The organism is Pseudomonas sp. Root71 (assembly GCF_001429045.1).
GTDB classification, from domain to species: domain Bacteria; phylum Pseudomonadota; class Gammaproteobacteria; order Pseudomonadales; family Pseudomonadaceae; genus Aquipseudomonas; species Aquipseudomonas monachiensis.
The window spans coordinates 408,515-433,712 of sequence record NZ_LMHY01000001.1; the positions used below are offsets into that span (position 1 = coordinate 408,515).

Annotated in this window: 23 protein-coding genes; 10 read left to right on the forward strand and 13 right to left on the reverse strand. The window is 61.0% G+C overall.

Annotated elements, in window-relative coordinates:
- Positions 1-29: 29 nt before the first annotated feature.
- From ASD95_RS01945 to ASD95_RS01955, 3 genes are all read left to right on the forward strand, one after another.
- Positions 30-1,055: a putative 2-aminoethylphosphonate ABC transporter substrate-binding protein gene (locus ASD95_RS01945; protein WP_056726453.1), complete on the forward strand. Its 1,026-nt coding sequence runs from the start codon at positions 30-32 to the stop codon at positions 1,053-1,055.
- A 116-nt stretch (positions 1,056-1,171) separates the two neighbouring features.
- Positions 1,172-2,305, forward strand: a complete 1,134-nt coding sequence (locus ASD95_RS01950) for a TIGR03364 family FAD-dependent oxidoreductase (RefSeq protein ID WP_056726454.1) — start codon at positions 1,172-1,174, stop codon at positions 2,303-2,305.
- Positions 2,305-2,862, forward strand: coding sequence for a phosphonate degradation HD-domain oxygenase (locus tag ASD95_RS01955; protein WP_056726455.1), 558 nt, complete (start codon positions 2,305-2,307; stop codon positions 2,860-2,862). Before ASD95_RS01950 ends, ASD95_RS01955 begins: the two co-directional genes overlap by 1 nt.
- Before the next feature lie 154 nt (positions 2,863-3,016).
- On the opposite strand, the gene ASD95_RS01960 is transcribed toward ASD95_RS01955, so the two are convergent.
- On the reverse strand, positions 3,017-4,393 hold the full coding sequence (locus ASD95_RS01960; RefSeq protein ID WP_056726456.1) for a GTPase/DUF3482 domain-containing protein: 1,377 nt from the start codon (positions 4,391-4,393) through the stop codon (positions 3,017-3,019).
- Entirely contained in the window at positions 4,386-5,756 is a 1,371-nt protein-coding gene (locus tag ASD95_RS01965; protein ID WP_056726457.1) for a DUF2868 domain-containing protein, read from the reverse strand. Before ASD95_RS01965 ends, ASD95_RS01960 begins: the two co-directional genes overlap by 8 nt.
- An 85-nt stretch (positions 5,757-5,841) precedes the next feature.
- Between ASD95_RS01965 and ASD95_RS01970 the strand changes: the two genes are divergently transcribed.
- Positions 5,842-6,354: a dihydrofolate reductase gene (locus ASD95_RS01970; RefSeq protein WP_056726458.1), complete on the forward strand. Its 513-nt coding sequence runs from the start codon at positions 5,842-5,844 to the stop codon at positions 6,352-6,354.
- 115 nt (positions 6,355-6,469) lie between these two features.
- Here the strand turns inward: ASD95_RS01970 and ASD95_RS01975 are convergent, their stop codons facing one another.
- Positions 6,470-7,861, reverse strand: coding sequence for an L-cystine transporter (locus tag ASD95_RS01975; RefSeq protein WP_056726459.1), 1,392 nt, complete (start codon positions 7,859-7,861; stop codon positions 6,470-6,472).
- Between the two features lie 254 nt (positions 7,862-8,115).
- Between ASD95_RS01975 and ASD95_RS01980 the strand changes: the two genes are divergently transcribed.
- Both ASD95_RS01980 and ASD95_RS01985 read left to right on the forward strand, forming a co-directional pair.
- Positions 8,116-9,171, forward strand: a complete 1,056-nt coding sequence (locus ASD95_RS01980) for a phosphorylcholine phosphatase (RefSeq protein WP_056726460.1) — start codon at positions 8,116-8,118, stop codon at positions 9,169-9,171.
- A gap of 551 nt (positions 9,172-9,722) precedes the next feature.
- Complete coding sequence (locus tag ASD95_RS01985) at positions 9,723-10,010, forward strand: DUF6124 family protein (protein ID WP_056726461.1); 288 nt, start codon at positions 9,723-9,725, stop codon at positions 10,008-10,010.
- Between the two features lie 189 nt (positions 10,011-10,199).
- Here the strand turns inward: ASD95_RS01985 and ilvD are convergent, their stop codons facing one another.
- The 3 genes from ilvD to ASD95_RS02000 all read right to left on the reverse strand — a co-directional run bounded on the left by ilvD (position 10,200) and on the right by ASD95_RS02000 (position 14,820).
- Positions 10,200-12,041 (reverse strand): dihydroxy-acid dehydratase, encoded by a 1,842-nt coding sequence (ilvD, locus tag ASD95_RS01990; RefSeq protein WP_056726462.1) that lies wholly within the window; start codon positions 12,039-12,041, stop codon positions 10,200-10,202.
- A 254-nt stretch (positions 12,042-12,295) separates the two neighbouring features.
- Positions 12,296-13,489, reverse strand: a complete 1,194-nt coding sequence (locus ASD95_RS01995; protein ID WP_056726463.1) for an MFS transporter — start codon at positions 13,487-13,489, stop codon at positions 12,296-12,298.
- Between the two features lie 134 nt (positions 13,490-13,623).
- On the reverse strand, positions 13,624-14,820 hold the full coding sequence (locus ASD95_RS02000; protein WP_046039197.1) for a class I SAM-dependent rRNA methyltransferase: 1,197 nt from the start codon (positions 14,818-14,820) through the stop codon (positions 13,624-13,626).
- Between the two features lie 152 nt (positions 14,821-14,972).
- Here ASD95_RS02000 and ASD95_RS02005 point away from each other — a divergent pair, with 152 nt between their 5' ends.
- Both ASD95_RS02005 and mutM read left to right on the forward strand, forming a co-directional pair.
- Positions 14,973-15,842 carry an HDOD domain-containing protein gene (locus ASD95_RS02005; protein WP_056726464.1) on the forward strand — a complete coding sequence of 290 codons (870 nt, stop codon included), beginning with the start codon at positions 14,973-14,975 and terminating at the stop codon, positions 15,840-15,842.
- 42 nt (positions 15,843-15,884) lie between these two features.
- The gene (gene mutM, locus ASD95_RS02010; protein WP_056726465.1) at positions 15,885-16,697 is read left to right on the forward strand and encodes a bifunctional DNA-formamidopyrimidine glycosylase/DNA-(apurinic or apyrimidinic site) lyase; all 813 of its coding nucleotides are present in this window, start codon (positions 15,885-15,887) and stop codon (positions 16,695-16,697) included.
- Positions 16,698-16,823: 126 nt separating this feature from the next.
- On the opposite strand, the gene ASD95_RS02015 is transcribed toward mutM, so the two are convergent.
- The 5 genes from ASD95_RS02015 to ASD95_RS02035 all read right to left on the reverse strand — a co-directional run bounded on the left by ASD95_RS02015 (position 16,824) and on the right by ASD95_RS02035 (position 21,511).
- Positions 16,824-17,075 carry a YfhL family 4Fe-4S dicluster ferredoxin gene (locus ASD95_RS02015; protein WP_003195146.1) on the reverse strand — a complete coding sequence of 84 codons (252 nt, stop codon included), beginning with the start codon at positions 17,073-17,075 and terminating at the stop codon, positions 16,824-16,826.
- Between the two features lie 148 nt (positions 17,076-17,223).
- Positions 17,224-17,703, reverse strand: coding sequence for a pantetheine-phosphate adenylyltransferase (gene coaD / locus ASD95_RS02020; protein WP_046039203.1), 480 nt, complete (start codon positions 17,701-17,703; stop codon positions 17,224-17,226).
- A 115-nt stretch (positions 17,704-17,818) separates the two neighbouring features.
- Positions 17,819-19,414 (reverse strand): GMC family oxidoreductase, encoded by a 1,596-nt coding sequence (locus tag ASD95_RS02025; RefSeq protein ID WP_056726466.1) that lies wholly within the window; start codon positions 19,412-19,414, stop codon positions 17,819-17,821.
- 92 nt (positions 19,415-19,506) lie between these two features.
- Positions 19,507-20,052: a hypothetical protein gene (locus tag ASD95_RS02030; protein ID WP_056726467.1), complete on the reverse strand. Its 546-nt coding sequence runs from the start codon at positions 20,050-20,052 to the stop codon at positions 19,507-19,509.
- A gap of 28 nt (positions 20,053-20,080) precedes the next feature.
- Complete coding sequence (locus ASD95_RS02035) at positions 20,081-21,511, reverse strand: coniferyl aldehyde dehydrogenase (protein ID WP_056726468.1); 1,431 nt, start codon at positions 21,509-21,511, stop codon at positions 20,081-20,083.
- A 145-nt stretch (positions 21,512-21,656) separates the two neighbouring features.
- Between ASD95_RS02035 and ASD95_RS02040 the strand changes: the two genes are divergently transcribed.
- Entirely contained in the window at positions 21,657-22,328 is a 672-nt protein-coding gene (locus ASD95_RS02040) for a TetR/AcrR family transcriptional regulator (RefSeq protein ID WP_008048320.1), read from the forward strand.
- A gap of 32 nt (positions 22,329-22,360) precedes the next feature.
- Complete coding sequence (locus ASD95_RS02045) at positions 22,361-23,215, forward strand: sulfurtransferase (protein WP_056726469.1); 855 nt, start codon at positions 22,361-22,363, stop codon at positions 23,213-23,215.
- A 131-nt stretch (positions 23,216-23,346) separates the two neighbouring features.
- On the opposite strand, the gene ASD95_RS02050 is transcribed toward ASD95_RS02045, so the two are convergent.
- Positions 23,347-24,186 (reverse strand): AraC family transcriptional regulator, encoded by an 840-nt coding sequence (locus ASD95_RS02050; RefSeq protein WP_056726470.1) that lies wholly within the window; start codon positions 24,184-24,186, stop codon positions 23,347-23,349.
- A 3-nt stretch (positions 24,187-24,189) separates the two neighbouring features.
- Positions 24,190-25,185: a hydrolase gene (locus ASD95_RS02055; protein ID WP_236709709.1), complete on the reverse strand. Its 996-nt coding sequence runs from the start codon at positions 25,183-25,185 to the stop codon at positions 24,190-24,192.
- Positions 25,186-25,198: the final 13 nt, after the last annotated feature.

Consider the following 25,198-nt stretch of genomic DNA (forward strand, 5'->3'; position numbering starts at 1 on the left):
ACCCCTCAACTCAAAAACAGGAAAAGATCATGTTCAAGCCTATGGCCCTGGCCGCTGCTGTCCTCACCGCTTTCAGCCTGAACGCCTTTGCGGCGAAAACCGAGTTGACGGTGTACACCGCCCTCGAAGCCGAACAACTGAAGACCTACAAAGAAGCTTTCGAAAAGGCCAACCCGGACGTCGAAATCAAATGGGTGCGTGATTCCACCGGCATCATCACCGCCAAACTGCTGGCCGAAAAAGCCCGTCCGCAGGCTGACGCCGTGTGGGGCCTGGCAGCTTCCAGCCTGGCGATCCTCGATCAGCAAGGCATGCTGCAAAGCTATGCACCGAAAGACCTGGGCAAGATCGGCGCCAACTACCGCGACGCGGCCAACCCACCAGCCTGGGTCGGCATGGACGTCTGGGCCGCGACCATTTGCTTCAACACCGTCGAAGCCGAGAAGCAGGGCCTGAGCAAACCCGTGAGCTGGCAAGACCTGACCAAGCCTGAGTACAAAGGCAAGATCGTCATGCCGAACCCGGCATCGTCCGGCACCGGTTTCCTCGACGTCAGCGCCTGGCTGCAAACCTTCGGCGAGAAGCAGGGTTGGGCCTACATGGACGGCCTGCACCAGAACATCGGCCAGTACGTTCACTCCGGTTCCAAGCCTTGCAAACTGGCGGCGGCTGGCGAATTCCCGATTGGTATTTCCTTTGAATACCCGGCCGTTCAGCTGAAACGCCAGGGCGCACCGCTGGACATCATCCTGCCGAAGGAAGGCCTGGGTTGGGAGATCGAAGCGACTGCGGTGATCAAGGGTGCTGCCCACGAAGAAGCGGCGAAGAAACTGGCTGACTTCTCCGCCAGTCCAGAGGCGATGGAACTCTACAAGGAAAACTTCGCCGTGCTCGCCCAGCCTGGCATCGCCAAGCCACAGACCGAACTGCCGGCTGACTACGAACAGCGCCTGATCAAGAACGACTTCGCCTGGGCTTCGAAGAACCGCGACGAGATCCTGACCGAATGGCGCAAGCGCTATGACGGCAAGTCAGAGAAAGTGGCGGCCAAGTAGGTCTTTAACGGCTGACAGGGCCTCTTCGCGAGCAAGCCCGCTCCCACATTGGAACGCATTCCCCTGTGGGAGCGGGCTTGCTCGCGAAGACGGTTTCACATTCAGGACAAGACTCCATGACACAACACAACGACATGCTGATCGTCGGCGCCGGCATCCTGGGTTTGTCCCACGCGTATGCCGCCGCCAAACGCGGTCTGAAGGTCAGGGTTTTCGAGCGCAGCGAAACGCCTGTTGGCGCTTCGGTGCGCAACTTCGGCCAGGCACTGGTCACCGGCCAACCGCCAGGACCAATGCTGGAACTGGCCCGCGCCAGTCGCGGGATCTGGTGCGACTGGGCGCAGCTCGCCGGCCTGCAACTCAAGCGCAATGGCTCGTACCTGTTCGCCCGCAACGAGGCGGAAGAGCAGTTGCTGGAAGCTTTCTGCGACGGCCGCGCCGTCGAACACGGTTACCGCGTCGACCTGCTGCGCGGCGCCGCGCTGCGCGATTTGTACGGCGGTCAGTTCCGCCATCACCGCGCGGCCTTGCATGGTATGGACGATCAGCAGCTGTATTCCCGCGAAGCGATTCCGGCGCTGATCGATTTCCTGCGCCGCGACCTGGGCGTCGAGTTTCACTTCTCTACCCTGGTACGCGATATCGAGCCGGGCCGCCTGCACAGCACCGCCGGCAGCTTCAGTGCCGGGCAGATCATCGTCTGCTCCGGCCACGATTATCAGACGCTGCTGGCCGAACAGATCGCCGAACTCGAGCCGCAAATCTGTCGCCTGCAAATGCTTCGCGCGCGCCCGCAAATCAACCTCAACCTGCAACACGCGCTGCTCACCGGTTTGAGTTGCGTGCACTACGGCGCCTTCGCCGACTTGCCGGAGGCCGGCGCGGTACAGGCAGAAATTCTGCGGTACGCGCCGCATCTGCACGAGAACGGTATCCACCTGCTGATCAGCCCGACGCCCTATGGTGAATTGATCATTGGTGATTCGCACCATTACGGCAGCGATCCGTCACCCTTCAATGCCGAGCAGATTGACGACTGGATGATCGAGCTGGCCGAGCAGACCCTGGGCTGCAAGGTACAAGTGGTCGAGCGCTGGCAGGGGGTCTATGGTTCACGGGGACCGGGACCGTTCTCGTTTCTGCGCCCGGCAAAAGGCCTGAGCGTGGCGTTGATGCATACCGGTGTCGGCATGAGTGTCGGGCCAGCGATGGCTGAACGAAACATCGCAGCTGTGTTGGGGGAAATCTGATGGCGCGCAATGAACAAGTCGTCGCCGAAGTATTCAGTCTGTACGAGCGTTTTGGTGACAGCGATTACATCGGTGAACCGGTGTCGCAGATCGAGCACATGTCCCAGGCCGCTGAGCTGGCCATTGCCGAAGGCTTCGATGATGAAGTGATTCTGGCGGCGTTCTTTCACGACATCGGGCATATCTGCGCTGAAAGCGCGGAGAACATGGGCGGCTTAGGCGTGGTCAGTCATGAGCGTCTGGGTGCGGATTATCTGCGCCGCGCCGGATTCAGCGAGCGCATGGCGCGGTTGGTCGAGTATCACGTGCAGGCCAAGCGTTACCTGACGCTCAAGGAGGCGGGATACTACGAGCGCCTGAGTGAAGCCAGTCGCCGAACCCTGGAATATCAGGGCGGGGTGATGACGGCTGAAGAGGCGCAGGCGTTCGAGCAGGACCCGCTGTGTGCCGTGAGCTTGCGCATGCGCCAGTGGGATGAACTGGCGAAAGAGATGCATGTGCCGGTGATTGATCTGGCGGTGTTGAAGGACAAAGCGGTGCGTTTGTTGGCTGCATGAAGCCTTTGAACCGAGGCGCGGCCTTCGCGAGCAAGCCCGCTCCCACATTGGATTTGCGTCTGGTCACAGATTGTTGTTCCAGCACAAAAACCTGTGGGAGCGGGCTTGCTCGCGAAGAGGCCAGCGCTCACACCATAAATCATCGGTCATGCCACTAAAGCTGCTGCGCCAACCCCTCAACCTGCTCCTGCCGCTCCGCCTGATTCAATTTTGGATGAGGATTGAGCGACGACCACTGCGGATGCGCCCGCGCCTTGTTCAGCGCTTCGGGCAGTTTGCCTTCGCGCCAGGTTTTATCCTGTGGCGTGGCGACCTGAATACTGTCCATCGCAGCGTGCCCACGGGCATTAAGCGCTTGCAGCAATTGCCGCTGACGTAGCGCCAACAGCCGCAGCACGTTGTCATCCACCGTCAATTCACGCTGGCCCTTGATTTTACCGAGCAAACGGCTGCCGTAACTGCGCGCGGTTTGCAGGGCGCCGCCAGCGATGGCCCCGGCGAGTGCCGCCGCGCCCAGGGTGATGCCACCCACCAGCAGATCAACCCCGGCCCCGGCGGCCGCGCCGGCTGCGATTCCGCCACCGACTCGCACGCCCAATTGTTTCAGGGTTTCCGGATTGAACAAGTCGTCGCCCCAACGGCCGTCGAGCAGCGGCAAATCACTGGCGGCGGCATCCTGTGGGCGGAAGGCGTAGAGCTTGAGCAGGGCCTCGACGCAACGCTGCTCGCGCTGGCGTACGGCTTTGCGTAGTTCGCTGATCGCCTGTTGTTCCTGCTCGGCCTCACTGACCACACTGCGTCGGCAGGCCGCGCAATCGATCAATAATTCGGCAATCAACCGCGCCGCACTTTGCTGGCGAGCCAGACGCTGGGCTTGCTGATCGGCGATCAGGCGTTCGAGCTGCGGCCGGGCGGATTCCAGCAACAGGGCGAGACTTTCATAGAGTCGACGCTCGCCATCCTCCGGCGGCGCGACGCTGTCAAAGCGCACCAAGGCATGCAAGCCAAGCCGCGCCAGTGCTTCACGCCATGCCGGCTCGCGGTGGTTGGCGCTGCTGACGAAGTTCAGTACCGGCAGCAAGGGTTTGCCACAACTGGCCAGCACTTCCAGTTCGTCGCGATACTTGGCCAACACCGGCTCCCGGGCGTCGATCACATAGAGCCCGGCGTCCGACGCCAGCAACTGGCGCAGCACCTTGGCTTCCTGTTCGAAGCGTTGCCGGGCTTCGCTGCCATCGAGGAAACGAGTCAGCCGCGCCGGGCCGTCGAGGCGTTCGCCAGGCCGCTCCAGGCGTTCGAGGTAGTCGAGCAGGGCGATGGCGTCTTCCAGACCGGGAGTGTCGTAGAGGTCGAGCAAGGGCTCGCCGTCCACCGACAACCGTGCACCTTCGACGTGCCGCGTGGTGCTGGGGCGATGGGACACTTCACCGAAGCCGACGTCGCGGGTCAGGGTACGCAGCAACGAGGTTTTGCCGACGTTGGTGTGGCCGACCACGGCGAGTTTCAGCGGCTGCTTCCAGGTATCAGTCATGACCCGTCTCCAGCCAGTTCATCGGTGCACAATCGGCAAACGGCAGCTCAAGCTGTTGCAGCGCCACGTGCCAGTCGCCCAGGCGTTCAGCGTCCAGTGCTTCTCCGGGTGGTGCCTGCAACAACCACACGCGGGTGGCGCTGGCACTGCGCGCCAGTTCGGCAATCAAGGCCAGGCTGCCGCGATCCGGCGAACGCCGTGGATCGCACGCAATGGCCAGGCGCGCGGGGGGAAAGCGACTCAGTTGTTCGAGGAGTTTGTGTCTTGATTCGCGGCTGTCGAGGATGCCGGCGTTGCTGACGGTTTTCGGCAATTGCGGTGGCCACGGGCGGTCGTCGTCCAGTTCGATGGCGACCAATAGAGCACCATCACTTTGTTGTTCACTGACGCCGCTTTCCACGCGATGCAGTTGGGCCGGTGCCGCATCGCTGACGCCGAGGCGCTCACTGGTGGGCATCAAGCGTTCGCGCAGTTGTGCGTAACCAGGCAGGTTCAAATCCAGGCGCAGCGCCGCCTGCCCGGATTTCCAGCGCCACAGGCAAAACAGCGCGAGCAGCAGGCGCGGCAAAACGCCGTAGACCAGCAGAACGCCCACCAGCCACGCGGCCCAGGCCTGGCGGGCGCTTTCGATGTTGAGGGCGGCGTCGCCACTGGCGCGGATCATCTCCTCGGTGGGCACGCTGAAGCCGAGCAGGGCCGGCAGCGCGCCGAGGGCCTGGGTCACGGCAATAAAAGTATCGGCGCCGAGGATGGTGGTTTCCCAGACGAAGCCATAGCGCCGGGTCGCCATCAACGTCAGCAGGATCACCAGCGCGCTGAGCATCGCCAGCAACCACAAGCTGTTGACCAGCACACCGATTGCCCAGCGGTTGAGTTTCTGCCGTTGCAGCAACAGCAGCAGAGCCGGCGCCAGTTGTGCGGCTTTGGCGTCCCGGGCGAGTTTTTCGCTTAGCCACAGCCACAGGCGTCCGAGGCTGGCGCCGTGTTCACCGGCAAACACCAGGCCCAAGGCCCAGCTCAGCAGCAGGATCAAATTGAGCCCGAGCAAGCTGCCCAAGGCCCAGAACACATTCACCGGGTGCAGGCCGTCGCCCATGGCGGCAAAGGCCAGGCCGGCCCCGCTGATCACCGCCAGCACCGCCATGACGATCAGCGCCAGTCGTGCACCTTGCAGCCAGTGTTTGAGGGCCGTAACCAGGCCATCGCGTTCAGCCAGCCACAGGGCCCGGCGTTGAATGCGCAACGGTAAATCGCCGCCGGTGCTGCGGGCCAGTCGGTTGGCTTCAAGGTCTTCCAGAGGGCCGGCGTACTCTTCGCGCAGGCGGATGGTTTCTGTCAGCCAGAGGGTATTGAGTTCAGTCACGCGGCATCCCGTCGCTTAATTGAGCAGTGAGCATAACCGCTGTGACGCTTATCGGCGAAAGCGAGGCTCTGGTATCCTCGCCGGCATGACTAAATCACTCCCCCTCAGCCTGATCGCAGCCCTCGGTGAAAACCGTGTGATCGGCGTCGACAACAGCATGCCCTGGCACTTGCCGGGGGACTTCAAATACTTCAAGGCCACGACGCTCGGCAAGCCGATCATCATGGGTCGCAAGACCTGGGATTCCCTCGGTCGCCCGTTGCCGGGCCGTTTGAACATCGTGGTCAGCCGTCAGGCGGATCTGGTGCTGGAAGGCGCGGAGGTTTATCCGTCGCTCGAAGCCGCTGTGGTTCGCGCCGAAGCATGGGCGAAGGAACAGGGCGTTGATGAGCTGATGCTGATTGGCGGGGCGCAGTTGTATGCGCAAGGGTTGGCGCAGGCTGATCGGTTGTACCTGACCCGCGTGGCGCTGAGCCCGGAAGGGGATGCGTGGTTTCCGGAGTTTGATTTGAACCAGTGGAAACTGGTGTCGAATGTGCCGAACCCGGCCGAAGGCGACAAACCGGCGTACAACTTCGAAGTCTGGGAAAAAGCCTAAAGATCGCAGCCAGCGGCAGCTCCTACAGGATCAGCGCATTCACTGTAGGAGCTGGCGAAGCCTGCGATCTTTTGATCTTTCTTTGCCACGAAAAGATCGCAGCCTGCGGCAGCTCCTACGCGTGAGCCAACTCCGAATGCTCATCCGCATCCAGCAATTCTTTATCAGTCTGCTGCATCACCTGACTGGTAATCGCCCCCGCCGTCATCGAGCCACTGACGTTCAACGCCGTACGCCCCATATCAATCAGCGGCTCGACCGAAATCAGCAACGCCACCAGTGACACTGGCAAGCCCATCGCCGGCAACACGATCAACGCCGCAAAGGTCGCACCGCCGCCAACCCCGGCCACACCGGCCGAACTCAGCGTGACAATCGCCACCAGCGTCGCGATCCACAGTGGGTCCAGCGGGTTGATGCCCACGGTCGGCGCCACCATCACCGCCAACATCGCCGGGTACAGGCCGGCGCAACCGTTCTGGCCAATGGTTGCGCCAAACGAAGCGGCGAAACTGGCGATGGACTGCGGGATACCCAGGCGACTGGTCTGCGCTTCGATGCTCAATGGAATCGTCGCAGCGCTCGAACGGCTGGTGAAGGCAAACGTCAGCACCGGCCAGATCTTGCGGAAGAAGCGTAGCGGATTGATCCCGGCGGCCGACACCAGCACGCCATGTACCACGAACACCAGGCCCAGGCCGATGTAGGACACCACCACGAAACTGCCGAGCTTGATGATGTCTTGCAGGTTCGAACCGGCGACCACTTTGGTCATCAGCGCCAGCACACCGTACGGGGTCAGCTTCATCACCAGGCGCACCAGACGCATCACCCAGGCTTGCAGGGTGTCGATGGCGTTGATCACTTTCTGACCTTTGTCAGCATCATCCTTGAGCAACTGCAGGGCCGCGACACCGAGGAACGCCGCGAAGATCACCACGCTGATGATCGACGTCGGCTTGGCCCGCGCCAGATCGGCGAACGGGTTTTGCGGAATGAACGACAGCAACAGTTGCGGCACATTCAGGTCGGCGACCTTGCCGGCGTAGTCGGTCTGGATGGTTTGCAGGCGCGCCATTTCCTGGGTACCGGCCACCAGGCCTTCGGCGGTCAGGCCGAACAGGTTGGTCAGACCGATGCCGATCAAGGCCGCGATGGCCGTGGTGAACAGCAGCGTGCCGATGGTCAGGAAGCCGATCTTGCCCAGCGATGAGGCGTTGTGCAGGCGGGCCACGGCGCTGAGGATCGAGGCGAACACCAGCGGGATCACGATCATTTGCAGCAGTTGCACATAACCGTTGCCCACCAGATCGAACCAGCCGATCGAGGTTTTGAGGACCGGGTTGCCGGCACCGTAAACGGTGTGCAAGGCCACGCCGAACGCCACGCCCAGCACCAGTGCGAGCAGGACTTTTTTCGCCAGGCTCCAGGTGGTGTGGCGGGTTTGCGCCAAGCCAAGGAGCAGGGCGAGGAACACCAGCAGATTGAGAATCAGCGGCAGATTCATTGGAACTCCCATTAGACTTTTGCCAACTGCCTTCCAGGACAGCTGCGAACCGGCAAGCCTAACAGCTTGAAAACTAATGAATTAATATCAAAAACGCATGGTTTCCGTCGTTTTTGGAATAAGCGGATGTCGCTGTCAGAAATGCAGCTGGCGCGAAAGGGACGCAGGCGGTCGCTGACAGACGGGGACTGTCACACTTATTTGTTAGCGTCGATCTCCTTTATTCAGGGTCTTTTTATAAGGGAAGCATGCCAATGAAGTTCGCACCGAAATTGCTGGCTGCAGCACTTTGCCTGGGCCTTGCCGGCCAGGTGCTTGCAACGGATCTGAAACACTGGCCCGCCGATCAGGCCAAGGCGCTGGAGGCGATGATCGCCGCCAACGCCAACAAGGGTAACTACGCGGTGTTCGACATGGACAACACCAGTTACCGCTACGACCTCGAAGAGTCGTTGCTGCCGTTCATGGAGAACAAGGGCCTGATCACCCGCGACAAGCTCGATCCCTCCCTGAAACTGATGCCGTTCAAGGACACCGCCGACCACAAGGAAAGCCTGTTCAGCTACTACTACCGCCTCTGCGAAGTCGACGACATGGTCTGCTATCCATGGGTCGCCCAGGTGTTCTCCGGCTTTACGCTCAAGGAGCTCAAGGGCTACGTCGACGAGATGATGGCGTCGGGCAAACCGGTGCCGGCCACCTATTACGAAGGCGACGTGGTCAAGAAACTCGACGTCAACCCGCCGAAGATCTTCACTGGCCAGCAAGAGCTCTACAACAAGCTGATGGAGAACGGCATCGAGGTCTACGTGATGACCGCCGCCTCCGAAGAGCTGGTGCGCATGGTCGCGTCCGATCCGAAGTACGGCTACAACGTCAAGCCGCAGAACGTGATCGGCGTGTCGCTGCTGCTCAAGGACCCGAAAACTGGCGAGCTGACTACCGCGCGCAAGCAGGTCACCGCCGGCAAGTATGACGAGAAGGCCAACCTCGGCCTCGAACTGACCCCGTACCTGTGGACCCCGGCAACCTGGATGGCCGGCAAGCAGGCGGCAATCCTGACCTACATCGACGAGTGGAAAAAACCGGTGCTGGTTGGCGGCGATACCCCTAGCAGCGACGGCTACATGCTGTTCCATAGTGTTGATGTGGCCAAGGGCGGCATCCACCTGTGGGTCAACCGCAAGGACAAGTACATGACCCAGATCCAGGGCATGATGGCCAAGAACGCCGCGGCCCAGGCCAAGGAAGGCTTGACGGTGACGGCTGACAAGAACTGGGTGATCGTCAAGCCGGAAGATATCCAGTAAGACCGGGTGCAACTATTGTAGGAGCGAGCTTGCTCGCGATGGTCGTTAACGATGACGCGTGCTTTCTGGTGCAGCGCGTCGTCCTTTCATCCATCGCGAGCAAGCTCGCTCCTACAAAGATCTCAGGTGACACGGAAATTGTGTGAACACCGAAGATCCCCTGTGGGAGCGAGCTTGCTCGCGATGGGGCCAATCGGTGCAATGAAAGCCTCCGCTCGAACGACATCTCCTTACAGTCGCAACCTACGCATTCTTGCGTAGCGGCCTACGACTACGCCAGAATCCGCCGGCTTGTGCGCCTGAGGGGCGGCTTCTATCGTTTCCGTGTCACTGAACATCAGTGATCGGGTTTGGTAGCCCGTGTTCACCTCGGCGCATTGCGCCACCCTTAGCAGGGGTCGTTTCTGTCTCTGCTCATATGGTGGCCATGCGCAGGGCATCTTCGGACGCGCCGGGTTCCTGGTGACCGGTCTACCAACCTGCGTGTGGCCGCCACCCATCGTTTGGTAGCGAGGGTGATGGCTCCTTTTTTCTCACCCGGAGTTCCATCAATGCTGAAAATCACCCCCGATCCTCCCGATTCCAACAACCTCTGCGCCCACATCAACACCACCCCGCGCAAACCCAGCCGAACATTCGTGATCGCCCCCGGCCTCGACACCGAAACCCTGTTGGCCCACGCCTGCGAATCCCTCGCCTCGGCCAATGTCATGGCCAGCGATTTCGCCGGACTGCTGGAAGGCTCGCAACGCAGCACAATGCTGGGGATTGCGCAGGTGATCATGTTGGGCGAGCTGGCGGTGAATCAGGCGTTGGATAACCTCGACCCGCAGGACTGATCGATGTGAGGCCCACTCGCCCACTGTAGGAGCGAGCCTGCTCGCGATGGTCGTTAACGATGACGCGTGCTTCCTGATTTAGCGCGGTGTCTTTACGTTCATCGCGAGCAGGCTCGCTCCTACAGGGGATCGGCGTAAACAAAAATGCCCCGCACTTGGCGGGGCATTTTCATGTTCGACGGTTAACGCTTACAGCCCGTCAAGCATCGCCTTGTTACGCACAGCACCCTTGTCGGCGCTGGTCGCCAGCAGGGCGTAGGCCTTCAACGCGGTGGTCACTTTGCGTGGACGCACTTCCACCGGCTTCCAGCCTTTCTTGTCCTGCTCGACCCGGCGTGCAGCCAGTTCTTCGTCGCTGACCAACAGGTTGATCGAGCGGTTTGGAATGTCGATCAGCACTTTGTCGCCGTCCTGCACCAGGCCGATCGCGCCGCCGGCAGCCGCTTCAGGCGAAGCGTGGCCGATGGACAGGCCCGAGGTGCCGCCGGAGAAACGACCGTCGGTGAGCAGGGCACAGGCTTTGCCCAGGCCTTTGGATTTCAGGTACGAAGTCGGGTAGAGCATTTCCTGCATGCCCGGGCCGCCTTTCGGGCCTTCGTAGCGAATGATGACGATGTCGCCTTCCTTCACTTCATCGGCGAGGATGCCGCGCACGGCACTGTCCTGGCTTTCGAAGATCTTGGCGTTGCCTTCGAACACGTGGATCGACTCGTCGACACCAGCGGTTTTCACCACGCAACCGTCAAGAGCGATGTTGCCGTAGAGAACGGCCAGGCCGCCTTCTTGCGAGTACGCGTGCTCGACACTGCGGATGCAGCCGTTTTCACGGTCGTCGTCCAGGGTTTCCCAGCGGGTCGACTGGCTGAACGCGGTTTGCGTCGGGATGCCCGCAGGACCGGCCTTGAAGAAGTGGTGCACGGCTTCGTCGGTGGTCTGGGTGATGTCCCACTTGGCGATGGCTTCTTCCATGCTGCGGCTGTGCACGGTCGGCAGCTGGGTATGCAGCAAGCCGCCACGGGCCAGCGAACCGAGGATGCTGAAAATCCCGCCGGCACGGTGCACGTCTTCCATGTGGTACTTCTGGATGTTCGGCGCGACCTTGCACAGTTGCGGCACGTGACGGGACAGACGGTCGATGTCGCGCAGGTCGAAATCGATCTCGGCTTCCTGGGCAGCGGCCAGCAAGTGCAGGATGGTGTTGGTGGAACCGCCCATGGCGATGTCCAGGGTCATGGCGTTTTCGAACGCCTGGAAGTTGGCGATGTTGCGCGGCAGTACCGACTCGTCATTCTCGCCGTAGTAACGCTTGCACAGCTCGACGATGGTGCGGCCGGCCTGCAGGAACAGCTGCTCGCGGTCGCTGTGGGTGGCCAGGGTCGAACCGTTGCCCGGCAATGCCAGACCCAGGGCTTCGACCAGGCAGTTCATCGAGTTGGCGGTGAACATGCCGGAGCACGAACCGCAGGTCGGGCATGCGCTGCGCTCGTACTCGGCGACTTTCTCGTCAGAAGCGCTGGAGTCGGCGGCGATCACCATGGCGTCGACCAGGTCGAGGCCGTGGGAGGCAAGTTTGGTCTTGCCGGCTTCCATCGGGCCGCCGGATACGAAGATCACCGGGATGTTCAGGCGCAGGGACGCCATCAACATGCCGGGGGTGATCTTGTCGCAGTTGGAGATGCACACGATCGCGTCGGCGCAGTGGGCGTTGACCATGTACTCGACGGAGTCGGCGATGATCTCGCGGCTCGGCAGCGAATAGAGCATGCCGTCGTGGCCCATGGCGATGCCGTCATCGACAGCGATGGTGTTGAATTCCTTCGCCACGCCGCCGGCGCGTTCGATCTCGCGGGCGACCAGTTGGCCCAGGTCCTTGAGGTGTACGTGACCCGGTACGAACTGGGTGAACGAGTTGGCAATGGCGATGATCGGCTTCTTGAAGTCGTCATCTTTCATCCCCGTGGCGCGCCACAGTGCGCGGGCACCGGCCATGTTGCGGCCGTGGGTGGATGTTTTCGAGCGGTAATCAGGCATGAAGCACTCCGGGCGGCTAATCAGGTATCAAAAGGGAAGTGAGCTTCTATTGACGTCTGGAACACTCAGAAATGGCCGCGTGTCCGGAAGTTGCCGATAACTTTGCGGGATCGCCGCGCGCTTCAGCTTGAGCTCATAAACCCGCCGGGGATGACTGGCGATGAATGTTCGCGATTCTACACGGCTGGCGGCTGGAGGGAATGCTCGCAAGCATGGAGAGAGCGTTCACATGACGTGTGGGCAAACTCTCGGCGTCATGCCTCGCTGATCGGGTGGCGCTGACTGATCACAGTGTTCAGCCCTGCCCCCATGGCACTCAGAATCAAAAAGCACACTGCAAGGGCAGTAATCAGGTGATCACTGGCCATGTTGATCACGGCACTGATCAGGCCGCCACACATGAAAATAAACAGACTGCCGGCAGAAGTCGCGGTACCGGCATGTTGCGGGTAGAGGCCCATTGCCCTGGAGTTGGCGATGGGCCGGGAAATGGTGGTGCCGGCAGTGCAGATCAGCATGGGGATCAGCACCGTTGCGGCGGACAGGCCGAATTGCAGGTTCAGCCAGAGCATCACCAGTCCCGACAGGGCGATCAGGCCCAGGCCTGTGATGATTTGCGTGGAGCCTTCCAGATGGCGATGCAGGATGCTCGCAACAACCCCGCCGATTACATAAGCCGAGCCATACAGCAACAGCGCCCAGGCGAACTGATAGGCCGAAAGGTCCAGGTGTTCCATGAAAATGATCGGCGAAATGACGATGAACGAAAAATGGCAGGCGAAGGCGAGGGCAGAGATCAACCAGTAGCCGGTAAATCGGATGTCGGAAAGGAGCATCCAGTACGCGCCGAAAAATCGCCGGGACTGCCGCTCGCTACTTCGGCTTTCTTTTAGCAGGAACCACGATCTCAGCCAGACAATGGCTGCCAGGGTGATGAATACATAAAAGCTGCCCTGCCAATCCAGATGCAACTGCAACCATGTACCCATCAGCGGAGAACTGGAGATGAAAATCCCGCCGGCGGTCGTCGTCCAGATGCGCAGTCGTTCCAGCTCGCGGCCGCTGAACAGATCCTGGATCAATGCCTGAGACAAGGCAAACGATCCGCAGCCCACTGCCTGAACCACTCGAAAGCCCAAAAACCAGGTGAAATCGGTGGCGAACAGGCAACCTGTTGCTCCCACCGCGGCAAGTGCCATCCCCCCCAGTAACAGCTTTTTGCGGCCGAACATGTCGGACAACGGCCCGATCAGCAGCAGTGAGCACGCCAGGCCGATGGCAAAGATGCTGACGGATAGGGCGATATCGGAAGGTGTGGTACGAAAGTGGTCGGAAAGGGCGGGGAAGGAGGGAAGGACCACGTCGAGAGGGAAAACGGCGAGCAGCGTCATGGCCATCAGCAGCAGGATGAACGACGACTTTTCTTTGGCATGCAGGGTGTTGGTCATCAATCAACGCGCTCGGTCCGTGAAGGGGGAGACGAGAGTTGATTTGATGCGGTTGCAAGTCAATGCCGGTGGCGCGGGACTTTTCTGAAACTGTTGTAGGAGCGAGCTGACTCGCTCCTGCACGCAGGTTTTGGTTAGCTGTTAGGCAACAACCGGCAAGTAATGCTCTTGATGTACCGCGTCTCGGCAATGGCCGGGTGCACTGGATGATCCGGACCTTGACCACCACGTTCCAGTATCTGAATGTTGCGGTCCAGGTGACGGGCGCTGGTCAGCAGAATGTTCTGCAGGTCGTCTTCCGGCAGGTGCATCGAGCACGATGCGCTGACCAGGATGCCGTCCTTGGTGAGCAGGCGCATGGCTTGTTCGTTCAGGCGGCGGTAGGCGCCTTCGCCGTTCTTCATGTCTTTCTTGCGCTTGATGAACGCCGGCGGGTCGGCCACGATCACGTCGAAGCGTTCCTCGCTGGCTTTCAGCTCTTTGAGGGCTTCGAACACGTCGCCTTCGATGCAGGTCATTTTCTCGGCGAAGCCGTTCAGCGCGGCGTTGCGCTCGACACCGTCGAGGGCGAAGGCCGAAGCGTCGACGCAGAACACTTCACTGGCGCCGAACGCGGCAGCCTGCACGCCCCAGCCGCCGATGTAGCTGTAGAGGTCGAGCACGCGTTTGCCTTTGGCGTACGGCGCCAGGCGTGCGCGGTTCATGCGGTGGTCGTAGAACCAGCCGGTTTTTTGACCCTGGATGACCGGGGCTTCGAATTTCACGCCGTTCTCTTCGAGGGCAACCCACTCCGGCACCAGGCCGAATACGGTTTCTACGTAGCGGGTGAGGCCTTCGGCGTCACGGGCAGCGGAGTCGTTCTTGAACAGGATGCCGCTCGGCTTGAGCACTTGGGTCAGCGCTGCAATCACGTCGTCTTTATGGGCTTCCATGGTCGCCGAGGCGATCTGTACCACCAGGATGTCGCCGAAACGGTCGACCACCAGGCCTGGCAGCAGGTCGGAATCACCGTAGACCAGGCGGTAGAACGGCTTGTCGAACAGACGATCACGCAGGGACAGGGCTACGTTCAGGCGATGCACCAGCAGCGACTTGTCCAGCGGCAACTTGATGTCGCGCGACAGCACACGGGCGCAGATCAGGTTGTTCGGGCTCATGGCAACGATGCCCAGCGGCTTGCCGCCGGCGGCTTCGAGGATCGCCTGGTCGCCGGCCTTGAAACCGTGCAAAGGCGTAGCGGCTACATCGATTTCGTTGCTGTAGACCCACAAGTGACCGTTGCGCAGACGACGGTCGGCGTTGGCTTTGAGGCGCAGGCTAGGCAGGGACATGTCGTCGCTCCGGAAAAAAAGCGGGAGTATAGCGTGTTGGGACCCCGGATTGGCCTGCAAGTGGACATGTGGCGAGGGTTGTCATGCGATTTGGTATGTCGGATCCAACTTCATAAAGGTTAGAATCACCGTCTGACCCAGAGTGTGCACAAATGTCCCAAGAGCTGACTTCCGAACAGATCCAACAAGCCCTGCAGGGCATCAGCGTACCGGCCCAGCCGCAAATCATGGTGGATTTGCAGATGGAGCAGTACATGCCCGACCCGGATCTGGAAGTCATTGCCAAACTGATCTCCCAGGATCCGGGCCTTTCCGGTTCCCTGCTGAAGATCGTCAATTCACCGTATTACGGGTTGAGCAACAAGATTGCTTCGATCCAGCGCGCGGTGAATCTGCTGGGCAGCCGTTCGGTCATCAACCTGATCAATGCGCAGTCGATCAAGGGCGAGATGAATGACGACACCATTGTCACCCTGAACCGTTTCTGGGACACCGCTCAGGACGTGGCCATGACCTGCCTGACCCTGGCCAAGCGCATCGGCATAGAGAACGGCGATGAAGCCTATGCCCTGGGCCTGTTCCACGACTGCGGCGTGCCCTTGATGCTCCAGCGCTTCCCCGACTACATGGGCGTTCTGGAGCAGGCCTATGCCAACGCCAGCGCCGAATGCCGGGTGGTGGACACGGAGAACCAGGTGTTCAATACCAATCACTCGGTGGTCGGGTATTACACGGCCAAGTCCTGGCGCCTGCCGGAACACGTGAGCGCGGCGATCGCCAATCACCACAATGCCCTGGCGATCTTCAGCGATGAATCTTCGCGCAACAGTTCGTTGAAGAACCTGTTGGCGATCCTGAAGATGGCCGAGCACATTTGCGCGTCGTACCGCGTGCTGGGCAATCAGACCGAAGATCACGAGTGGAACAGCATCGCGCCGCTGGTGCTCGATTATGTCGGCCTCTCGGACTACGACTTCGAGACCCTCAAGCAGACGATCCGCGACCTCGGCACTCATCGCTGAGTGTCGGAACCTTCCAGGCCATGCGCCTGAGCCGAGAGCACCATGCCTGAATTGCCAGAAGTCGAAACCACCCGTCGCGGCATCGCGCCGTACCTGGAGGGTCAGCGTGTCAGCCGGGTGATCGTGCGTGACCGGCGCTTGCGCTGGCCAATTCCCGAAGACCTCGATGTGCGGTTGTCCGGACAGCGTATCGTGCTGGTGGAACGACGCGCCAAGTACCTGCTGATCAATGCCGAAGTCGGCACCTTGATCAGCCATTTGGGTATGTCAGGCAATTTGCGGCTGGTGGAAGCCGGACTGCCGGCGGTCAAGCATGAGCATGTGGACATCGAACTGGAGTCGGGCCTGGCCCTGCGTTACACCGACCCGCGACGCTTCGGCGCAATGCTCTGGAGCCTCGACCCGTTCAATCACGAATTGCTGATCCGCCTGGGCCCTGAGCCACTGACCGACCTGTTCGACGGCGAGCGTCTGTTCCAGCAGTCCCGCGGACGTTCGATGGCGGTCAAGCCGTTCATCATGGACAACGCGGTGGTGGTGGGCGTGGGCAATATCTACGCGACTGAAGCGTTGTTCGCCGCCGGGATCGATCCGCGCCGCGAAGCCAAGAGCATTTCCCGTGCGCGTTACTTGAAGCTGGCCATCGAGATCAAGCGCATCCTGGTCGCCGCCATCGAGCGCGGCGGTACAACGTTGCGGGACTTTATCGGCGGTGACGGTCAGCCTGGTTATTTCCAGCAGGAACTGTTCGTGTACGGCCGTGGCAGTGAACACTGCAAGGTCTGTGGCACGGGCTTGCGGGAAGTGAAGCTCGGGCAGCGCGCCAGCGTGTTTTGCCCGCGTTGTCAGAGCTGATACGTCAGTTAGATTTTCAGTGAGGCTGATGACGCCTTCGCGAGCAAGCCCGCTCCCACAGGGGAATGCATTCCAAATGTGGGAGCGGGCTTGCTCGCGAAGGCGGCCTGACAGGCGCCGAATGGCTTAAGCCTTCCCGGTAATTTTCCGGTACTTCTCCATCAACTGCTCTTCAGTCTCCGGATGAGCTTCGTCCAGTGGAATGCAATCCACCGGGCAAACCTGCTGGCACTGCGGTTCGTCGTAGTGGCCGACACACTGGGTGCACAGGTTCGGGTCGATCACGTAGATCTCTTCGCCTTGGGAAATGGCGGCGTTCGGGCACTCGGGTTCGCAGACGTCGCAGTTGATGCAATCGTCGGTGATGATCAGGGACATGCTAACTCCAGCCAGGGCGGCAAGCCCGGGCGCAATAAACCAATGCGCACAATTGTGCCGCATTGGCGCCCGCAGTGCACGCGGGCGCGATCAAGTGCAGAAAGGTGCAGGCTGCGAAAGCTGAAAAGACCGCAGTCTGCGCCAGCTCCTACTTCTTGAAGCGTTCGGTCAGTGCATCCGCCACCACAGGGTGCACGAACTTGGTGATATCGCCGCCCAAGGCTGCAATTTCACGGACCAGCGTCGAGGAAATGAACGAATAACGCTCGGACGGGGTCAGGAACAGGCTTTCCACGTCCGGCGCCAACTGGCGGTTCATGTTGGCCAGCTGGAATTCGTATTCGAAGTCCGACACCGCACGCAAACCACGCAGGAACACATTGGCGTTCTTCTCTTTGGCGAAGTGCGCCAACAGCGTCGAGAAGCCGACGACTTCAACGTTCGGCAGATGTTTAGTGACCTCGCGCGCCAGTTCTACCCGTTGTTCCAGAGGAAACAGCGGGTTTTTCTTCGGGCTCGCGGCGACGGCGATGATCACGTGATCGAACAGGCGCGAGGCGCGTTCGACCAGATCGCCATGGCCCTTGGTAATAGGGTCGAAGGTACCTGGGTACAACACTCGGTTCATCGCGTCGTCCTGGCGGGAATCCGTTGGGGAGTCGGATGGTATCGCAGCCTTCCCGGTCGGCCAAGTCGCCTGTTGGGTAAGAAAGCACTATAGACGATGGGAATATTCGTCATTTTCATGGATTTTTTAAACGTTCGGCCAGGGAAGTCGCCAGTTGTGCCGTCAGTCCGTAGACCGACAACTGCGGATTGGCGCCAATGCTGGTGGGGAACAGCGAGCCGTCGTGAATCGACAGATTGCCCAGTTGGTGATGTCGGCCGAGGCTGTCGGTCACCGCGATTGTCGGGTCTTCTCCCATGGCGCAACCGCCCATCACATGGGCACTGCCCAGGCGTGTGCGATACAACTCCAGGCTCAGGCTGTCGATCAGCGTGCGCGCTTCGGCGAGGGTCTTCACGTAGCGGGCGTCGGCGTGCATCGGCATCACGGCCTTGGCGCCACCGGCAAACTGGATCTCGGCCATGGTATGGAACGCCCGACGCAATCCATCCCAGGCGTAGGGTGATAGCTGGTAATCCAGCACCGGCGTGTCATCGCTGCGCAATTCGACGCTGCCACCGGGGCTGTCCGGGTGAAAACCGTCCCGCAGCAACGCCAGCATGGCGTGGGTATGGGCCAGATTGGCCATGTGCTGCGAGTTTTCCTGGCCGAAACCACCGAGCAGTGTCGTGGCCAGCGCCGGATGCAGGGGCGGGACTTCCAGTTTGTAGGACATCTTGCCCGTGGTGCCGTCCTGCCACTGGAAATGGTCGGAATAGATCGACTGCGGCGCGCCGTAGAAAGGGTTGACCACTTCGTCGAACAACGCAGCGGACATGTTCACCGGGTGCAGGAATGTGCGTTTGCCCAGGCGCTTGTGCGGATCGGGTGCTCCGGAACGCATCAGCAGGGCCGGGCTGTTGATGCCGCCACCGGCCAGCACGAAATGCCGCGCCTTGACCGTGATGGTGCGTCCGGTCGGTGCGACGCAGCGTTCATCCATCGCCGAACATTGCAGGCCGATGACCTTGTCGCCGCTGATGTTGAGTTTTTCGGCGCGGGCCAGGTAAAGCAGCTCGCCGCCTTTTTCCAGGGTTGCTGGAATGGTGGTGACCATCATCGATTGCTTGGCGTTGGTCGGGCAGCCCATGCCGCAGTAGCCGAGGTTCCAGCAGCCGCGAACGTTGCGCGGGATGACGTGCCATGAGTAATTCAGTGCTTCGCAGCCCTTGCGGATCACATCGTTGTTGGCGTTGGGTGGCACCATCCACGGCGCGACGCCCAGGCGTTGCTCCATTTTCTCGAACCACGGCGCCATTTCCGCCGGGCTGTGGCCCTTGACGTTGTGCTCTTTGGCCCAGTGTTCCAGGGTCGGCTCCGGAGTGCGGAAACTGGACGTCCAGTTGATCAGCGTGGTACCGCCCACTGCCCGGCCCTGGAGGATGGTGATCGCGCCGTCCTTGCTCATGCGGCCGATGCCTTCCTGGTAAAGGCTGGCGTAGGCCTGGTCTTCCAGCAGCTTGAAGTCGCTGCTGGTCTTGAGCGGGCCTTCCTCGATCAGCAGCACCTTGTAGCCGGCGGCACTGAGGATTTCGGCGGTGGTGCCGCCGCCGGCACCACTGCCGATGATCGCCACGTCCGCTTCGAGCGTCAGGTCCTGGGTCAGTTGCGAGCCGTTGTAGGTTTTCCAGCCTCGGGCCATGCCTTCGCGGAACGGATCGGGTACGGGCATCTTTCAGGTTCTCTTTATTATTTTGGATGCGGTGGTGTGGCGACTGGCGCCATCGCGGGCAAGCCACGCTCCCACAGGTTATGTGCAGAGTTTTAAACGGTGGGTGGCCCGGGATACCCGCAATGCGCCCACGATTCCTTGCGGCCGTACCAGGCCATCATCACCAGCTGCAGCAAGGAACTGTGGCCCATGCGCAACAGGCTCAACGAGCTGTTTTCCCAGCGGTTCAGAAACTGCCGGATATCATCGGCCCTGGCATTTTCCCAGCTGCCCCAGATCCCGGTCAGCGGTCCGCGGGTCACGGCCATGCCCAGCACATCGAACAGTTGCTGGGTCAGCTTGAGCATCTCCGGCGACAGGTGGGCGAGGTTGTAGTCCAGGCTTTTCAGTGTGCCCTCGACAGCCTCGGGCATCCGTTCGGTGGTCACGGCACCCTCGAGCATGACCGGAATCAATGCCCGCAAGAACAGCAGGTCGCCGCTGCGCAACGTGACAAAACCATTGGCCGGAACGCTCGACGAGCAACCGCTGAGGCTGGCTCCGAGCCCGGCGGTGGCAAGGAAAGCTGTGGCGCCGAGGCTGAATTTAAGCAGCCCGCGCCGTGACAGCGCGGGTGTATCGGACAGGCTGGGGATCATTATTGTTATTACCTGACGGTGATGATCGTTAGCGGATGAACAGCTTCTGGATCAGCTTCTGAATCGACTTGCCGTACGGCGGGTAGATCAACTTCGCGGCGTTGAACCGTTGTTTGATCAACACGCCTTTGGCCTTGCTGAAGGTCAGGAAGCCTTCATGGCCGTGGTAGTGGCCCATGCCCGAGGCACCGATGCCGCCAAACGGCATGTCGTCCTGGGCGACGTGCAGCAGGGTGTCGTTCAGGCACACGCCGCCGGAATGGGTTTCGTGCAGCACGCGCTGTTGTTCGCGCTTGTCGTAGCCGAAGTAATACAGCGCCAGTGGGCGAGGGCGCTGGTTGATGTAGGCAAATGCCTGGTCCAGATCCTTGTACGGCACGATCGGCAGCAGTGGCCCGAAGATTTCGTCCTGCATCACCGTCATCTCGTCCGTGACGTTGAGCAGCAGGCTATGGCCCATGCGGCGGCCCTGGCCCTGGTCGAACAGCGGCATCAGCAGCGCACCCTTGCTGGTGGCGTCGCTGACGTAACCGTTGAGACGCGCCAGTTGTCGCTCATTGATGATCGCGGTGTAGTCCGGGTTGTCGGCCAGCGTCGGATAGAACCCGCGGACGGCTGTGCGATAGGCTTCGACGAAACTTCCGACGCGATCCTCCGGCACCAGCACATAGTCAGGGGCCACGCAGGTCTGGCCGGCATTCAGGGTCTTGCCGAAGGCGATGCGCTCGGCGGCGTCCTTGAGCGGCACGTCGTGAGAAACAATGGCCGGGGACTTGCCGCCCAGTTCCAGGGTCACCGGGGTCAGGTTTTCCGCAGCGGCGCGCATCACGTGTTTGCCAATGCTGGTGGCGCCGGTGAACAGCAGGTGATCAAACGGCAGGCGTGAAAACGCCACGCCCATATCCGCCTCGCCCAGGACCACGCAAACCAGGTCTTCGGGGAAGATTCGCGCCAGCAGTTGCTTCATCAGCAAGCCGGTCGCGGGGGTCGACTCACTGAGTTTGAGCATTACCCGATTGCCCGCCGACAGCGCGCCGACCAACGGTCCGATGGCCAGGTACAGCGGATAGTTCCACGGCACGATGACCCCGACCACGCCCAGCGGTTGGTAAACCACTTTGGCCGAAGCCGGCTGGAAGGCGGCGCCCACCTTGCGTCGCGAGGCGCGCATCCAGCCCTTGAGGTGTTTGCTGGCGTAATGGATGCCGTGCAGGCTGGGCATCAGTTCGGCGAGCAGGGTTTCATCGGCGCTGCGATGGCTGAAGTCCTGGCTGATCGCATCGATCAGGGCCTGGCGTTCATTGTTCAATAAATCCTTTAGTGCCTTGAGCCATTGCTGGCGCTGCGCGGCCGGTGGCATCGGGTTGGCGGCGTAGGCGGCACGCTGTGCGTCGAACAGGGCCTGAAGCTCTTCCAGCGGCTGCTGTAGGTTCTGCAGGTAGGAAATTTCAGCAGTCATGGTCGGCTCCGGATTTATTGTAATGAAGCACTTTTTAGAGTCTATGCTCTAAAAAGTCAAATGACATCCTGGAACAGCTTGGTTTTATCCGCTCGCGGATAGATCTAAGATGCCCGTCAACGCACTCTGAATTAAAGCTCAAGCCATGGCCCCACGGATCAAAACCAGCGAGCGCATCGTGCAGAACAGCCTGGAGCTGTTCAATCAGCAGGGCGAGCGCAGCATCAGCACCAACCACATTGCTGCCCACATGGAAATTTCCCCGGGCAACCTGTACTACCACTTCCCGAACAAGCAGGCGATCATCGCCGTGCTGTTCAGCGAGTACGAAAGCCTGGTGGACAGCTTCCTGCGCCCGCCCCAGGGCCGCGCCGCCACGGTGGAAGACAAACGCTTCTACCTCAAGGAGCTGCTGTCGGCGATGTGGCGCTACCGGTTTCTGCATCGCGATCTCGAGCATCTGCTCGACAGCGATCCGGACCTTGCCGACCGCTATCGACGGTTCTCCCAGCGCTGCCTGATCCAGGGTTCGGCGATCTACGAAGGTTTCGTCGCCGCCGGCATCCTGAAGATGGACAAGGTGCAGATCGAGTCCCTGACGCTCAATGCCTGGATCATCCTCACGTCCTGGGTGCGCTTCCTGTGCACCACGCGGGAGAACTCCAGCCACTTGAGCGAACAGGCCATTAAACGCGGGGTGTATCAGGTGCTGGTGCTGGAAGCCGGGTTCGTCACGGATGAGGCCCGCGATGCGGTCAGCGCCTTGTTCGAAGAGTTTTATGTGCCCCTCGCCCAGGCACTGGAAGAAGTACAGTAGGATCAAGGCCGACTTAATCACAGGAGCCCGCTATGCCCATTGCGCAACTGATCAGCCCGCAAGCACTGGACCTGAAAAAGGACCAGCCGGGGCTGGTGATTCTGGATTGTCGTTTTGCCCTCGAAGACCCGGATTACGGTCAGCGCAGCTATGCCGAAGGGCACATCGCCGGTTCGAGCTATGCCGACCTCGAGCGTGATCTGAGTGGTGCCGTGGTCAAGGGCGTGACCGGGCGTCATCCGTTGCCCGAGCCGGCGCAACTGATCGAGCGCCTGCAAGCCTGGGGCATCAATGCCGATAGCGAAGTGGTTCTGTATGACGACGGTCCGGGCGCCTATGCGGCGCGGGCCTGGTGGTTGCTGGCATGGCTGGGCAAGCGCGACGGTGTATTCATCCTCGATGGCGGTCTCAAGGCCTGGCACGCGGCCGGTTTGCCGCTGAGTCTGGATGCGCCGGTGATCACCCCAGGTTCCTTCACCGGCAGTCCTGACACGGCGTTGCTGATCAGTGCCGAGCAGCTGCAAAAGCGCCTTGCACGGCCGGAACTGACCCTGCTCGATGCCCGCGCACTCCCGCGTTTCAAGGGTGAAATGGAACCAATCGATCCGGTTGCCGGGCACATTCCCGGTGCCCAGTGTGCGGCGTTTACCGACAACCTGGACAGTGACGGGCGCTTCCTGCCAGCCGATCAGCTCAAGCAGCGCTTCGCCGCGAAATTGGGCGATCGCTCACCGAGTGATCTTGTAGCGTATTGCGGTTCCGGTGTGACGGCGTGCCACAACCTGTTTGCGCTGTGTCTGGCCGGTTATCCGTTGGGTTCGTTGTATGCCGGGTCGTGGAGCGAGTGGATCAATGAGCCTGCGCGGGGCATCGCCACCGGCGAATGAGCGCCACGAAACCTTGTGGGAGCGAGCTTGCTCGCGATGGGGCCATTACATTCAATATTGATGCTGATTGTTAAGCCGCCATCGCGAGCAAGCTCGCTCCCACAGGGATGGATGGTGTTTGTGAGACCTCGTTAAGCCTCAAGTCCCCGCTTTGCACTGCGATACGCCCCCGGTCCAACCCCATACACCTGCTTGAACTGTCGGCTCAGATGGCTCTGGTCGGCAAACCCCAGTTGCATCGCAACTTCCAGCGGCAAACAACCACTTTGCAGCAAGGCCCGCGCCCGGGCGATGCGTTGTTGCATCAGCCAGGTGTGTGGCGGCATACCGGTGGCCCGACGGAACACCCGGGCGAAATGGAATGGCGAGAGGTTGACCGCCGCCGCCAGCGCCTCCAGGGAGGGTGGTTCTGCCAGTTGTGCGTGCAGCAGTTCCTTGGCCAATGTCACCGCCCGGTGTTCTTTCCCGGGTTTTCCAGCGTTCGGAACCGCCGCATGACGCTGCAACAGCGACAGCATCAGTTCGCGCCAGACCGTTTGTTGCTGCAATGCGGTGGCGGGGCTTTCCAGTAAACGGTGAAGCTGGCAGAAACCGTTCACCAGATCCCGATCGCGATACAGCGTGGCGCCGAACGCCGGCAAGTGATGGGTCGGCAGTTCGAGTTCGGCCAGTAGCGAAGTTATCTGCCCGCTGTCTGGATAAAACGCCCGGTACAGCCAGCCATCCTCGGTGCCTTTGTGGCCGGTGTGCAGTTCATCGGGGTTGATCAGCACCAGCGTGCCGCTACCCGCCAGGTGTTCGGCGCCGCGATAGCGATAACGCTGGGCGCCGGCCATGATCATGCCGATCACATAGCCGTCATGCACATGGGGGGCAAAGCGATGATCGATGTAGCGGGCGGACAACAACTCGACCCCGGCCAGTGGCGGGGTTTGCCAAAAGTGGATTGACTCGCTTTGTTCAGCATCCATGATTCAAGTGCGCCCTGCGGCGGCCAGCCACTCGGGGATGCGCCGTTCCAGGTAGTAACCCGGTTGCCTGAGCGTGCCGTCGACGAAGCCGACATGCCCGCCCTTGGCTTGCAGTTCGAATTGCGTGCAAGCGGACAACTCGTCGACTTGCGGCAGGCTGTGGGGAAAAACGAAGGGGTCGTCGGCGGCCTGAATCATCAAGGTCGGCGTACGAATTTCACCAAGGAAATAGCGGCTGGAGGCGCGGCGATAGTAATCCTCGGCATCGGCGAAACCGTGCAGTGGTGCGGTGACGCGACCATCGAAATCCCAGAACGTGCGCATGTTTTCCATGGATCCGAGGGCCGCCAGGGCGGCCAGGCCCTCCTCGCGTCCGTCGTGCTGGAACTGTCGCTGTTTGTTCTTGATGTAGGCGACCATCTCGCGCATGAAATGTGCCTGGTAAACCTTGGAAAAGCCTTGGCCGATACGGTCGGCGCACTGGTCCAGGCGGAACGGCACCGACACCGCCACGGCGCCCATCAAATTACTGTCGCTACCGGTTTCGCCCAAATGCTTGAGCAGGACATTACCGCCCAGGGAGTAACCCACCGCATACAGTGGCGCCAGAGGCCGTTTGGCCCGCAAGTGTTTGATGGCTTCGGCCAGGTCTTCACTGGCACCGGAATGGTAACTGCGCGGCAGCAAATTGGGTTCGCCCGAACAACCGCGCCAGTTCAGCGCGACGCTGGCCCAACCTCGGTCGTCCAGGGCCTTTTGCATGCCAGCGACATAAGGCGAATTCGAGGAGCCGGTGAGCCCGTGCAACACCAGTACCAGGGGTGCGTTGGCGCTGTGTGGGCCATGCCAGTCGAGGTCGAGGAAGTCGCCGTCTTCAAGCCACAGGCGTTCGCGTTCGCGGTCGATGTGCACGGTTTTACGCCACAGCGGCCCCCACAAGGTTTGCAAGTGCGGATTGCCGATGCCGAAGGCAGGGGTAAAGGACGGCGGTGGGGCCAGGGCGGGGTGCGGT

Excerpts from the sequence above, each read along its gene's own strand:
- ASD95_RS01945 (WP_056726453.1), top strand. The coding sequence starts at position 30 with ATGTTCAAGCCTATGGCCCTGGCCGCTGCTGTCCTCACCGCTTTCAGC.
- ASD95_RS01950 (WP_056726454.1), top strand. The coding sequence starts at position 1,172 with ATGACACAACACAACGACATGCTGATCGTCGGCGCCGGCATCCTGGGT.
- ASD95_RS01955 (WP_056726455.1), top strand. The coding sequence starts at position 2,305 with ATGGCGCGCAATGAACAAGTCGTCGCCGAAGTATTCAGTCTGTACGAG.
- ASD95_RS01960 (WP_056726456.1), bottom strand. The coding sequence starts at position 4,393 with ATGACTGATACCTGGAAGCAGCCGCTGAAACTCGCCGTGGTCGGCCAC.
- ASD95_RS01970 (WP_056726458.1), top strand. The coding sequence starts at position 5,842 with ATGACTAAATCACTCCCCCTCAGCCTGATCGCAGCCCTCGGTGAAAAC.
- ASD95_RS01975 (WP_056726459.1), bottom strand. The coding sequence starts at position 7,861 with ATGAATCTGCCGCTGATTCTCAATCTGCTGGTGTTCCTCGCCCTGCTC.
- ASD95_RS01980 (WP_056726460.1), top strand. The coding sequence starts at position 8,116 with ATGAAGTTCGCACCGAAATTGCTGGCTGCAGCACTTTGCCTGGGCCTT.
- ASD95_RS01985 (WP_056726461.1), top strand. The coding sequence starts at position 9,723 with ATGCTGAAAATCACCCCCGATCCTCCCGATTCCAACAACCTCTGCGCC.
- ilvD (WP_056726462.1), bottom strand. The coding sequence starts at position 12,041 with ATGCCTGATTACCGCTCGAAAACATCCACCCACGGCCGCAACATGGCC.
- ASD95_RS01995 (WP_056726463.1), bottom strand. The coding sequence starts at position 13,489 with ATGACCAACACCCTGCATGCCAAAGAAAAGTCGTCGTTCATCCTGCTG.
- ASD95_RS02000 (WP_046039197.1), bottom strand. The coding sequence starts at position 14,820 with ATGTCCCTGCCTAGCCTGCGCCTCAAAGCCAACGCCGACCGTCGTCTG.
- ASD95_RS02005 (WP_056726464.1), top strand. The coding sequence starts at position 14,973 with ATGTCCCAAGAGCTGACTTCCGAACAGATCCAACAAGCCCTGCAGGGC.
- mutM (WP_056726465.1), top strand. The coding sequence starts at position 15,885 with ATGCCTGAATTGCCAGAAGTCGAAACCACCCGTCGCGGCATCGCGCCG.
- ASD95_RS02015 (WP_003195146.1), bottom strand. The coding sequence starts at position 17,075 with ATGTCCCTGATCATCACCGACGATTGCATCAACTGCGACGTCTGCGAA.
- coaD (WP_046039203.1), bottom strand. The coding sequence starts at position 17,703 with ATGAACCGAGTGTTGTACCCAGGTACCTTCGACCCTATTACCAAGGGC.
- ASD95_RS02025 (WP_056726466.1), bottom strand. The coding sequence starts at position 19,414 with ATGCCCGTACCCGATCCGTTCCGCGAAGGCATGGCCCGAGGCTGGAAA.
- ASD95_RS02030 (WP_056726467.1), bottom strand. The coding sequence starts at position 20,052 with ATGATCCCCAGCCTGTCCGATACACCCGCGCTGTCACGGCGCGGGCTG.
- ASD95_RS02035 (WP_056726468.1), bottom strand. The coding sequence starts at position 21,511 with ATGACTGCTGAAATTTCCTACCTGCAGAACCTACAGCAGCCGCTGGAA.
- ASD95_RS02040 (WP_008048320.1), top strand. The coding sequence starts at position 21,657 with ATGGCCCCACGGATCAAAACCAGCGAGCGCATCGTGCAGAACAGCCTG.
- ASD95_RS02045 (WP_056726469.1), top strand. The coding sequence starts at position 22,361 with ATGCCCATTGCGCAACTGATCAGCCCGCAAGCACTGGACCTGAAAAAG.
- ASD95_RS02050 (WP_056726470.1), bottom strand. The coding sequence starts at position 24,186 with ATGGATGCTGAACAAAGCGAGTCAATCCACTTTTGGCAAACCCCGCCA.